10 protein-coding genes are annotated in these 11,307 nt (G+C 70.7%); 6 read left to right on the top strand and 4 right to left on the bottom strand.

All coding sequences use genetic code 11. The features are described 5' to 3' along the window. Positions 1–25 precede the first annotated feature (25 nt). Together D0T12_RS14780 and D0T12_RS14775 are read left to right on the top strand one after the other, a co-directional pair. The gene (locus D0T12_RS14780; protein ID WP_117400126.1) at positions 26–601 is read left to right on the top strand and encodes a TetR/AcrR family transcriptional regulator; all 576 of its coding nucleotides are present in this window, start codon (positions 26–28) and stop codon (positions 599–601) included. A 75-nt stretch (positions 602–676) separates the two neighbouring features. After that, complete coding sequence (locus D0T12_RS14775; protein ID WP_117400125.1) at positions 677–1,861, top strand: Cmx/CmrA family chloramphenicol efflux MFS transporter; 1,185 nt, start codon at positions 677–679, stop codon at positions 1,859–1,861. Between the two features lie 2 nt (positions 1,862–1,863). Here D0T12_RS14775 and D0T12_RS14770 read toward each other — a convergent pair whose 3' ends face one another. From D0T12_RS14770 to D0T12_RS14760, 3 genes are all read right to left on the bottom strand, one after another. After that, the gene (locus D0T12_RS14770; RefSeq protein ID WP_147339514.1) at positions 1,864–3,072 is read right to left on the bottom strand and encodes a hypothetical protein; all 1,209 of its coding nucleotides are present in this window, start codon (positions 3,070–3,072) and stop codon (positions 1,864–1,866) included. Between the two features lie 168 nt (positions 3,073–3,240). Next, positions 3,241–5,307 (bottom strand): M6 family metalloprotease domain-containing protein, encoded by a 2,067-nt coding sequence (locus tag D0T12_RS14765; RefSeq protein WP_233526063.1) that lies wholly within the window; start codon positions 5,305–5,307, stop codon positions 3,241–3,243. Positions 5,308–5,365: 58 nt separating this feature from the next. Then, positions 5,366–5,890: an Lrp/AsnC family transcriptional regulator gene (locus tag D0T12_RS14760; protein ID WP_117400123.1), complete on the bottom strand. Its 525-nt coding sequence runs from the start codon at positions 5,888–5,890 to the stop codon at positions 5,366–5,368. 180 nt (positions 5,891–6,070) lie between these two features. Between D0T12_RS14760 and rocD the strand changes: the two genes are divergently transcribed. From rocD to D0T12_RS14740, 4 genes are all read left to right on the top strand, one after another. Next, positions 6,071–7,264, top strand: a complete 1,194-nt coding sequence (gene rocD, locus D0T12_RS14755) for an ornithine--oxo-acid transaminase (RefSeq protein ID WP_117400122.1) — start codon at positions 6,071–6,073, stop codon at positions 7,262–7,264. Between the two features lie 124 nt (positions 7,265–7,388). Beyond that, on the top strand, positions 7,389–8,357 hold the full coding sequence (locus D0T12_RS14750; RefSeq protein ID WP_117400121.1) for an LCP family protein: 969 nt from the start codon (positions 7,389–7,391) through the stop codon (positions 8,355–8,357). A gap of 115 nt (positions 8,358–8,472) precedes the next feature. Next, positions 8,473–9,135: a PadR family transcriptional regulator gene (locus tag D0T12_RS14745; RefSeq protein ID WP_117400120.1), complete on the top strand. Its 663-nt coding sequence runs from the start codon at positions 8,473–8,475 to the stop codon at positions 9,133–9,135. Then, on the top strand, positions 9,132–10,745 hold the full coding sequence (locus D0T12_RS14740; protein WP_117400119.1) for a DHA2 family efflux MFS transporter permease subunit: 1,614 nt from the start codon (positions 9,132–9,134) through the stop codon (positions 10,743–10,745). The genes D0T12_RS14745 and D0T12_RS14740 overlap by 4 nt, the downstream gene beginning before the upstream one ends. A 30-nt stretch (positions 10,746–10,775) precedes the next feature. Here the strand turns inward: D0T12_RS14740 and D0T12_RS14735 are convergent, their stop codons facing one another. Next, a complete protein-coding gene (locus D0T12_RS14735; protein WP_117400118.1) occupies positions 10,776–11,297 on the bottom strand; it encodes a DUF6113 family protein in 522 nt (173 codons plus the stop codon). Positions 11,298–11,307: the final 10 nt, after the last annotated feature.

Below are 11,307 nucleotides of genomic sequence, written 5' to 3'. Positions count from 1 at the left end.
TGTCCATAACGTGTACGGTGGGCGCATGGCGCGGCCGAGGAAGTTCGAGGAGGGGCGGGCGGTGGAGGCCGCCATGCGCGCGTTCTGGGCGGACGGCTACGAGGCGACCTCGACACAGACCTTGTGCGAGGTGACGGGGCTCGGGCGCAGCAGCATCTACAACACGTTCCGGAGCAAGCACGACCTGTTCGAGAAGGCACTGACCCGCTACATGGACAGCAGGACGGCCAACATCATCGAGGTCCTGGAAGACGGCACCCGGCCGGTGCGGGAGAGGCTGCGGACGATCCTGGAGTGGGCCGTCCGTCCCGACGCCGACGATCCGGCCGGATGCCTGGTCGTCAACACGATGGTGGAGATGGCGCCGCGTGACGAGGCGACGGCCGAGCGGCTGGAGCGGGATCTGCGGCGGCGGCTGGCCGCGCTGACGGCCGCCATCGAGGAAGGGATGCGGGCCGGGGAGATCGACGCGGGCAAGGACGCGCGGACGCTCGCGCACTTCGTCGTCACGACGGTCAGCGGGATGCGGGTCGCGGCGCGCGGCGGCGCCGACGAGCGGACCCTGGCCGCGATCGCCGACACCGCCATGGACGCCATCTGAGACACATCACGGGCCTGCCCTTCCTTCCCCATGACCTGTTTTTGTACTGATCGATCTAAAAGAGAGGCGACATCGATGCCACGTGCCGTCTATGTGCTCGGGTTGGCGATCTTCGCGCAGGGGACATCAGAGCTGATGCTGGCGGGGCTGCTGCCCGGCATGGCGGACGACCTGGGCGTGTCCGTCCCGGACGTGGGCCTGTTGATCTCGGCGTTCGCGATCGGGATGCTCGTGGGGGCGCCGGTGCTCGCCGTCCTCACGCTGCGCTGGGCGCACCGGCGGGCCCTCCTGGCGTTCCTCGCCGTGTTCACCGCGACCCATGTGATCGGCGCGGTGACCCCTGACTACTGGGTGCTGTTCGGGACGCGGGTCGTGGGCGCGTTCGTCTACGCGGGTTTCTGGGCGGTGGCCGCGGCGACGGCGGTGAGCCTGGTCCCGCCCACGGCGCGCGGGAAGGCGATGGGGACCCTCGTCGGCGGGCTCACGGTCGCCGCGATCGTGGGACTCCCGGCCGGGACGGTCGTCGGGCAGCATCTCGGCTGGCGGGCGGCGTTCTGGGCGGTCGCGGCGATGTCGGTGGTCGCCATGGTGGGAGTGGCCGCGACCGTCCCCGCCGGGCGCCGGTCGTCCGAGGACGTTCCCCGGACGCGGGACGAGTTGCGCGCGGTGGCGCTCCCCCGGCTGTGGCTGCTGTACGGGACGACGGCGCTGTCCACGAGCGGCCTACTGGTGATCTTCAGCTACCTGGGCGCGCTGCTGACGGAGACGACCGGCGTCGCGGAGTCATGGGTGCCCGCCGTGCTCGTCCTCTACGGGGTGGGGGCGCTCCTCGGCATCGTCGTCGGCGGGCGGACGGCCGACGCGCACGCCGTCCCGACCCTGTACGTCGGGTTCGCGGGGCTCGTCGTGGTGTCGGCGGCGCTGGCGCTGACCGCCGCGTGGGCCGCGCCCACGGTGGCGCTGGTGTTCCTCCTGGGTCTCGTCGGGTTCGGGACGAACCCGACGCTCAACTCGCGGGCGTTCGGAATGGTGGACGGTTCGGCGACGCTCGTCGCGGCGGGGAACGTCGTCGCGTTCAACATCGGGATCACCGTGGGCCCGTGGCTCGGCGGTCTCGCCATCGACGCGGGGGCGGGTCTCGCGTCCACGGCCTGGATCGGAGCGGTCCTCGGCGTGCTGGCCCTGGGCGCGGTTGCCCTCGGTCAGGGTCGTCCGCGAACGACCGCCCGCGAGCGTCCCCGGACGAAGGTGAACGCGTGACGTCAGGCGCAGGAGTCGTCGTGGAAGGACCATATGGCGCGTTTGCGGGCGTATTCGGCGGCCGTCCAGATGAGGTGTTGGCCGCGTTGGCAGGACAGGTCCTCGGGGCCGTGGGAGATGGTGCGGTGGGTGACGCGGCCCCAGTCGCGCCGGTCGCGGATGGTGCTGAGGAGCCTGCCGCGCTTGGTGCCGTGGCCCTGGGTGAACCACCAATGGCCGCGCGTCCTGAGACCGCCCTGAACTCTGTCGCCGGGGAGGGTGTCGGACCAGTCGGCGTGGACGACACCGGGCCCCGACAGCGCCCCGAGCGGCCAGGTGACGACGCGTCCGCGCGCATCCTTCGGAAGGCACCACTCACCCGCGATGAGCGTGTGACGCAGAACGGTGCGGTCGACGCCGAGCCAGGACATGCGCAGCGGGCCGGAGCCCTCGCATCTGGGGCCCGGCCAGCCGCGGGTGAAGTTCCAGCCGCCCGTCTGCGGCATGACGAAGCGGTGGCCGTGGCCGTAGTACTTGTCGCCGTGGAGACCGACCCGGTCGGGATGGCCGGTCGAACCCGCCTTGCTTCTGTCCAGGTCGTAGATCTGCCGCATGTCGAACTCGCGGATGCCGTCGTGGGTGTCGGCCACGTACAGCTTGTCGCCGTACCAGGCGATGCCCCCGGCGTGGATGTCGATGTCGGAGTAGGTCGGCCGTCCGCGCCTCATCGTCGGGTGGACGAGCAGGACATGCCGGTACGTGCCCCGGTCGGGGTCGACGAACGTCACCTTGATGCGGCCGCTGTCGTGCCAGGACACCAGGAGGGGTCGGCCGCCACCGGTCAGCCGTTCGCCCGCAGTCGCGTCCGAGACGCTCGTGACGCCCTGCGGCAGCCAGGTCCTGGTCTCGGAGTCGGCCTTGTCGAAGCAGAGCACGCGTGCGCCCGGGGGCACGGCGGCCGCTTCGCCGCAGCCGCGACCGAGCCTCCGTTGCCCGGACGAGCCGAGCAGCGCGTCGACGCCGATCCGGAGGAGCCTGCCGTCGAGGGCGCGCAGCGGCACGCTCCGATCGGGGCCGCGGTGCAGGTCGAAGTGGCGGAGGGTCGGTGCCGGCGGGGGCGCGGGCGTCGCGTGGGCGACGCCCGGAGTGAGCACTGCCAGCTGGACGGCGACCGCGAGCGCCGCGACGTCCCTGCGGCGAGCCCCCGTCGCCGTACGCTGCGAGATGATCACATTCGGCAACGTAACCCGGCCGGCCGTCGCCGTCGGCAACGACATGACCTCGGAAAAGGCAACTTAGTTTTCGGTGATCATGAGGTCGCGACGGGGAACCGCCGTTCCGGTGCGCGGGTCATGGGCGGGGCGGCCCTGGGATGCCCGCCCCGCCCATGAGTCTCTGGATCAGCGCAACTCGCACGAACCGGTGTCGGACTTCGACCGGTCGCTCTCCGAGGTGCCCGTCAGTTGGAGGGTCGCGAGGCGGTTGGCGCCCGGCTCGGGCTTCACCCACACCTCGACCTTGGTTCCGGCCCCCGCCTGGGCGGTGGCCAGTTCGTTCGGCAGCCAGGTCTTCCAGCCGCCGCCCGGCACGGTGGCCTTGAGCCGGAACACGTCGGAGCCGTAGTGGCCGGTGCCGCCCTTGCCCGTGTTCTGGAGCGTCAGCGTGCACTTCTTCCAACCCGCGGGGGTCGGCTCGGCCTTGCCGTCGTCGAGCCGCACGCCGCGCTGCTGCGACCCGGCGCCGTCCAGCGACCGGACGCCGACCGTGTAGGACAGGATGCCCTTCGCGTCACGCTGGACGTCGAGGACGTAGAAGTGCAGCCGGTTGGCCTGGTCGACGTACTCGTACTCGCTGCCCGAGCCGGTTCCCGCGTGGTAGAGGGAGTCCGACAGTTGGCGGTAGTCGCCGATCGTCATCTTCACCGGGGTGCCGTCCGGCAGGACGAAGTCGACCTTGTCGATGTCCTGCGGGTTGGCGTCCTTGACCCAGATGAACGGGGCGTCGTCCTGGTCCTTGGTCTTGGCGAGCAGGACGCCGGAGTCCGGGGTGAAGGAGTCGGTGCCCATCCGGTCGACGACTTCGAGGGTGTAGTTGTTGTAGCCGCCACCGTCGCACAGCGGGTCGGTGCGGGCGTCGCACCTGGGGCTCTTGTCGCCGCCGGAGCCGAGCTTGAGGTTGATGCCCGCGAGGCCGCCCTGTCCGGGCTGGACGGCGCGGGCCGTCACCTTCGCGACCGCCATACCGGACGAGGCGAGCCCGTCGCGGGTGAGCTGGAGCACGTGGTTCGGGTCGACGATGTTCAGCTTCAGCTTGTTGCGCAGCATGTGCTGGGCGCCCATGGACGCGCCGCCGGTCGCCGGGATCGTCCAGCGGCTGTGCGGGCCGCCGGGCCCGTTGAAGGTGCCGCGGCTCAGCATCTCCCACGGCCCGCTGAAGGCGCGGCGCGGCGGGTCGCCGTACGGGTTGTTGTAGTTGTCGCCGATGCCGAGGATGTGGCTGAACTCATGGGCGAACACCGACATGCCGGAACTCTCGGCCTGGGTGGACGACTCGCCGGGGACGGCGTTCGGCCAGATCGTGGAACCGGCCTGCCAGGACGTCCAGGGGACGTACCGGGTCCGCACCCAGTTGGTCAGCCCGGAGTCGCCGGGCCCCCACTCCCTCGGCACCTTCTCCTTCGTGCCGAACTTCATCTCGCCGAACTCCTGCCAGGTGGACGACTCGTCCTGCCCGGCGCTGAGGTAGAAGACGAAGTCGAACTTGTTCGCCGTCTCCGAGCCGACGTCGGCGATCCACGCCGCCCGGGCGTCCTTGCGCAGGTCACGGTTGCACGTGTCGCCCGCGGGACAGCCCGTCCCGCCCTGCATGCCGTCCACGCCGTACTCGTGGTCCTTGGCGGGCATCTTGTACGCGCCGAACGCGGTGAGGTTCACGCCGTACCGGCCGCCCGAGTCCTCCATCCAGTACTCGTGGAGGGTGTGGCCGTGGTTGAGGGCCTGCGGCTTGTTGAGGAAGTCCTGGTAGAACTTCGCGACCTGGGCGCGTGGCACGTCCCCGACCTGCACGGGGTTGCCGAAGATCGTGGAGTTCTTCGGCTGGGTCACGGCGAACGGCTGGTTGGAGTAGTCGACGAGCACGACCGCGCCGTTGAAGTTCCGCACCGACCCCTTCCGGGCCGGGTCCGCCCAGGTCGTGCCCGGGATCTGCTTGTAGTCGTCCCACGTCATCGTGTCGGGGAGCTCGTAGTTCTGCGGGTCGATGGGCTTCGGCTCACCCGGCGCGAAGCGGCGGGGGGACGCCTGGGCCTCCTGCCACGGCTGCGTCTGCGGCCAGTGCCGCATCTGCCACGGGTTGGCGGTCGGTTTCGGGATCGGGGGCGTCGGCTGCGCGACGGCCGGGAGGGCCGCGAGTCCCACGACCAGCGCCATCGCCGCCGCGGGCACCAACAGCATCTTCTTGGCGGGCATGTCTCCCCTACCTCTGGTGGGTTGCGGGAGAAAAGTAGAGAAAGGGGGATACGCCCCGCTACGGCCGACTTAGCCGATCTATCACCGTTTGCCCTGGCATGTCGGACACTGAACCCAGGTCAGGCCGGTCGGCGGACGGGGCGTCGAGCGGCCGACCGATCAGACGGGACAGCACGATCGCCGTCTTCGTCGCCGTGATGTTGTCCTCGCGGCGCAACCGTTCGAGGGTCTGCTCCAGATGCTGGATGTCGCGGGCCCGCACGTGCACCAGGGCGCTGGCGTCCCCGCTGATCGTGTACGCCGCGACGACCTCCGGATGGCCCCGGACGCTTGAGTGGATCTCCTCGGGGGACGTCGCACCCGTGCAGAAGATCTCGATGAAGGCCTCGGTCGTCCAGCCGAGCGCGGCCGGGTCGACGACGGCCGCGAAGCCGGTGATCACGCCGTCCGCGCGGAGCCGGTCGACGCGCCGTTTCACCGCCGGGGCCGACAACCCGACCGCGTCCCCGATCTGCGCATACGAGGCGCGACCGTCTTCCAGGAGGCATGCAACGATTCGACGGTCCAGCTCATCAAGACGCAACGAACAGCACCCCCTAAGTCGGTTTTCGTCATTGGTCGACGATCGCTCCCGAACATACGCTGGATATGGACCGGCGGCCACCTGCCCCGCCCCGGCCCCTTCCCTCCGACACCGGATCACCGTCCGGTGTCCCCGCCATGCCCGGACCCGTCCGTCCGGGCCGAGCCGTGAAGGAGCGTCGTGACGCCGACCCAGGAACTCCGTGCGCTGTCCGACGCGCACAGCGCGCACAACTACCACCCGCTCCCGATCGTCGTCGCCGAGGCGGAGGGCGTGTGGATCACCGACGTCGAGGGACACCGCTACCTCGACATGCTCGCCGCCTACTCGGCCGTCAACTTCGGGCACCGCAACCCGCGCCTCACCGCCGCCGCCAAACGCCAGATGGACCGCGTCACGCTGGTGAGCCGCGCGTTCGACCACGACAACTTCGGGCCGTTCGTCACCGAGCTGGCCGAGCTGTGCGGCAAGGACATGGTGCTGCCGATGAACAGCGGCGCCGAGGGCGTCGAGACCGCCCTCAAGACGGCGCGCAAATGGGGATACGAGGTCAAGGGCGTCCCGCCGGGGCAGGCGAACATCGTCACCTTCGAGGGCAACTTCCACGGCCGCACGACCACGATCGTCAGCTTCTCCACCGACGCCGACGCCAAGGACGACTACGGCCCCTACACGCCGGGGTTCCGCACCGTCCCGTACGGGGACGTCGAGGCGCTGAAGAGTGCGATGGACGGCTCGACGGTCGGCGTGCTGATCGAACCGATCCAGGGCGAGGCCGGGGTGAACGTTCCGCCGCGCGGGTTCCTGCGCGCGGTGCGGGACCTGTGCGCCGCCAACGGCACCCTGATGATCGCCGACGAGATCCAGTCGGGCCTCGGCCGCACCGGCGCCACCTTCGCCTGCGAGCACGAGGACGTCGTCCCCGACGTCTACATCCTCGGCAAGGCGCTCGGCGGCGGGATCGTCCCGGTGTCCGCCGTCGTCGCGGACGTGGACGTCCTCGGCGTCTTCCGGCCGGGCCAGCACGGCTCCACGTTCGGCGGCAACCCGCTCGCCTGCGCCATCGGCCGCGAGGTCGTGGCCATGCTGAAGACCGGGGAGTATCAGGAACGCTCCAGGACGCTCGGCGCGCACATGCACGAACGGCTCGCCCGGCTCCCCGCCGGCACGGCGCGCGAGATCCGCGGCCGTGGCCTGTGGGCGGGTGTCGAACTCCACGGGAAGGCGCGTCCGGTCAGCGAACGCCTGATGGACCTCGGCGTCCTCGTCAAGGAGACCCACGAGACCACCCTCCGGCTCGCGCCGCCCCTGGTCATCGAGCGCGACGACCTCGACTGGGCCCTCGACCAGCTCGAAACGGCCCTCAAGGGCTGAACCCTCGCCACGGCGTTCTGGTCAGGGGCGATTTGGTCAGGGCAAACCCGAGGCTCGCCCAAGGAGTGGTCTGCGGCCCGCGCGGCGCGGCCCACGGGTCCCGCGGCGGCGGCACGGTGGGCGCATGCTGCGGATCAGGAATAAGCGCCGGGTGTTCGTCGGGTGCGGAGCGCTGGCGCTGGGCGTCCTGCTGCTGGTCGGGGGCGGCCTGTACCTGTTGCAGCGCGCGTACGACGGGGACGTGAAGCGCCTCGCGGGAGCGCTGCCGACCGGGGCCGGACGGCCCTCGTCCAGCGGACGCGGCGAGAACTGGCTGCTGATCGGGTCGGACCGGCGGAAGGACCAGCCGTCGATGGGCGCCCGCGCCGACGCGATCATGCTGGTGCACCTGTCCGGACGCGGCGACCGCGTCTCGGTCATCGGCATCCCCCGCGACGGCTGGGTGCCCGTTCCCGGCCACGGCACCACGAAGATCAACGCCGCGTTCGCCTACGGCGGGCCGCCGCTGCTGATCCGGACGGTGGAGCAGCTCACGCGGGTCCGCGTCGACCACTACGCCGCGCTCGACTTCAACGGGTTCGTGGAGATGACGGACGCGCTCGGCGGGGTGGACGTCACGATCCTCGAGAAGACCCACGACCCGAAGCACGACCGCACCTGGCAGCCGGGACGCCAGCATCTGGACGGCGTCGAGGCGCTGGACTTCGTCCGGCAGCGCTGGAACCTCCCGAACGGCGACCTCGACCGGATCAAGCGGCAGCAGGCGTTCCTGCACGCCCTCGCCGACAAGGCGCTCGACACCCGCAACCCCATCAAGATCGACCGGTTCGTGCGGGCGGCGTCGCGTTCGGTGACCGTGGACGAGACGGTGTCGTCCGGCACGCTGCGCGGGCTGGCGCACCGGCTGCTGCGGACGTCGCTGATGGAGTACCTCACCGCCCCCGTCGCGGGCATGGCCAAGCGGGGTGACCAGAGCGTCGTGCTGCTGGACGACAGCGGTGTGAGAGAGCTGTTCACGGCCGTGCGCGACGACCGGGTCGGCGAGTACATGACGCGGCGGGGCAAGGCCAACACGGTCGACGCCGTCCACTGACCCGGAATATCCAGGGCGAACTGGGTGACATGTCCAACAACGAAATGAAGTGACGGATCCGTCCGGACGGATTAGTCTAAGTGGACTAATCGCTCCCGAGCCGGAAGCCGCCCCGATGTCCCGACCGCTCACCCCGCTCGCGCTGACCGTGCTGCGCATGCTGTGCGACGGGCCCATGCATCCGTACGAGATGCGCCAGCGCATCCGCGACCACGCCTACGACCACGCCGTGAAGATCACGCACGGCGCGCTCTACCACTCGGTGGAGCGGCTCGCCGCGACGGGTCTGATCGAGACGCTGGAGACCAGCCGCGAGGGACGGCGGCCCGAGCGCACCGTCTACACGATCACCGCCGCCGGACGGGACGCCGCGAACTTCCGGCTCGGTGAGCTGCTGGCCCGTCCCACCGCGGAGTTCCCGCTGTTCGGCACGGCCCTGGCGTTCATCAACCTGTTGCCGGAGAAGGAGGTGGCGCGGCAGCTCCGGCACCGCGCCGTCCTCCTGGAGGCGAAGCTCGCCGGGCATCAGACGGCACACGAGTCGCTGCTGAAGTCCGGCTTGGAACGCTACAAGCTACTCGACCACGAATGGTCGATCGCCCGGGTGCGCGCCGAACTCGACTTCGCCCGCGCGCTGGCCGACGACCTGGAGTCCGGACACGTGACCTGGAACGACGACGGGGAATCGGCCCGGCGTCCCGCCATGCCCGCCCCTCACCGCACCGGCCCCGACACCACCGAAGACGACACCACCGAGACGGCCCGGGAGGCCACATGAGCAGATGGCGCGGCAACCCCTGGGCGATCCTGCTGACGCTGTCGCTCGGCTTCTTCATGACGCTGCTCGACCTGACGATCGTGAACATCGCCATCCCGAGCATGATCGACAAGTTGGACGCGTCGCTGGACCAGGCGCTGTGGGTCGTCAACTCCTATGTCCTGGTCCTGGCCGTCCTGCTGATCACCTCGGGCCGGCTCGGTGACCTGTGGGGCAAGAAGAACCTGTTCATCGCCGGTGTCGTGGTGTTCACTCTGTCCAGCCTGGCGTGCGGCCTCGCCCAGGACCCGACCCAGCTGATCGCCGCCCGCGCCGTGCAGGGGTTCGGCGCCGCGCTGCTGATGCCGCAGACCATGTCGATCATCATCGGGGTGTTCCCGCCGGAGCGGCGCGGCACCGCCCTCGGCGTCTGGGGCGCGGTCGCCGGGGTGTCCACCATCACCGGGCCCACGCTCGGCGGGCTGCTGGTCACCCATCTCGACTGGCGGTGGATCTTCTTCGTGAACCTGCCGATCGGCCTGCTCGTGCTGGTCATGGCGGTGCCGATCCTGCCGGGCGACAGGCCGGGCGTCCGGCACCGGTTCGACCTGCTCGGCGTGCTGCTGGCCTCCGCCGCCCTGTTCTGTCTGACGTTCGCGCTCACCGAGGGCCAGAAACACCAGTGGAACGCGACGATCTGGGGGCTGATCGCCGCGGGCGTCGTCCTGCTCCTGGTGTTCGTCGCGTACCAGCGCACCCGGCAGGACGCGGAGCCGCTCGTGCCGTTCTCGCTGTTCCGGGACCGCAACTTCACGATCCTCAGCCTCGTCGGCGCGGCCGTGTCGGTCGGCATGATCGGCATGATCCTGCCGCTGACCATCTACCTTCAGTCGGTGTTGGGGTTCAGCGCGCTCAAGGCGGGACTCGTCCTCGCGCCGTCCTCGATCATGTCGATGTTCCTCGCGCCCGTCGCCGGACGGCTGTCCGACCGCTTCGGCGGCAAGTACATCCTGATGACGGGCCTCACCCTCTACGCCGCCGGAATGCTGTGGGTCGCGACCGTCGCCGAGGTCGGCACCGACTGGACCGCGTTCGTCGCCCCGCTCGCCATCGCGGGCGTCGGCATCGGATGCGTGTTCGCCCCGATGGCGACCGAGGCCACCCGGCACGTCCCGCCCCGGCTCGCGGGCGCCGCGTCCGGCGTCAACAACACCGTCCGGCAGGTCGGCTCCGTGCTCGGCGCCGCCGCGGTCGGCGCCGTCCTCCAGAACCGGCTCGCGTCGTCGCTGCGGGACGAGGCGACCACCCGCTCCTCGGCCCTTCCGGAGGACGTGCGCACCGGCTTCGTCCAGGGCTTCGCGGACGCGGCCAAGGGCGGTCTGGAGGTCGGCGCCGGGCAGACCGGCGCGAAGGAACAGCTCCCTCCCGGCATCCCGCCGGACGTGGCGCAACGCGTCCACGAGCTGGCCGCCCAGGTGTTCTCGCACGGCTTCGTGCACGCCATGAAGCCGACGATGCTCCTCCCGATCGGCGTCATGTTCCTCAGCGCCCTGGCCTGCCTGACCCTGAGAGGCCGCCGGTCGGGGGCGCCCGCGGGCGTCGACGCGGAACCGGAGCACATCACGACCTGAGACCGGACGCGCCGCCGTTCGCGCGGGCCGTTACCGTTCGGTGCGGCCCGCGCGGCCGAGGAGCCACTGCCCCGAAGGCCCGGACGGGCGGACGCACAGCACTCCGAGCACGGCCGCGGACAGGCCGCCGATGATGTAGACGTACCCGGCGTAGTTGGTCCTGTCGCTGAGTTCCGCGGGCATGGCCAGGTCGCCGCCGGGCCCACCGCTCGACAGGACGAAGACGACGATCACCCACGCGACCGTGATGATGACGGGTCCCGTGCGGCCGCCCATCCCCCAGCCGGCCAGCCACACGGCCGCGAACAGCAGCAGGACGAGCACGATCGACGCGACCGGGACCCGGTCGACGCTCCACATCTGGACGAACGAGCCGACCACGCCGAACAGGGCGCCGAACACCCCGAGGACGGCGTAGGCGGCCCCGGTCACCATCGCGTCCGACGCGACGGAACTCCCCGAACCGCCCGGCGGTCCGCCCGGCGAGGGCTCGCCGTCCACGGAAAGCCTCTGTTTGGCGAGGCTCACCCGGGTTTCGTCGTTGTCGTCCACAAACCTCAGG

The organism is Actinomadura spongiicola (genome assembly GCF_003432485.1).
Taxonomy (GTDB): domain Bacteria; phylum Actinomycetota; class Actinomycetes; order Streptosporangiales; family Streptosporangiaceae; genus Spirillospora; species Spirillospora spongiicola.
This window is presented reverse-complemented; position numbering and strand designations above follow the sequence as displayed.

Bases quoted from the DNA above. Each gene is read 5' to 3' on its own strand.
- D0T12_RS14750 (WP_117400121.1), top strand. From the start codon at position 7,389: ATGCTGCGGATCAGGAATAAGCGCCGGGTGTTCGTCGGGTGCGGAGCG.
- D0T12_RS14775 (WP_117400125.1), top strand. From the start codon at position 677: ATGCCACGTGCCGTCTATGTGCTCGGGTTGGCGATCTTCGCGCAGGGG.
- D0T12_RS14745 (WP_117400120.1), top strand. From the start codon at position 8,473: ATGTCCCGACCGCTCACCCCGCTCGCGCTGACCGTGCTGCGCATGCTG.
- D0T12_RS14740 (WP_117400119.1), top strand. From the start codon at position 9,132: ATGAGCAGATGGCGCGGCAACCCCTGGGCGATCCTGCTGACGCTGTCG.
- D0T12_RS14780 (WP_117400126.1), top strand. From the start codon at position 26: ATGGCGCGGCCGAGGAAGTTCGAGGAGGGGCGGGCGGTGGAGGCCGCC.
- D0T12_RS14765 (WP_233526063.1), bottom strand. From the start codon at position 5,307: ATGCCCGCCAAGAAGATGCTGTTGGTGCCCGCGGCGGCGATGGCGCTG.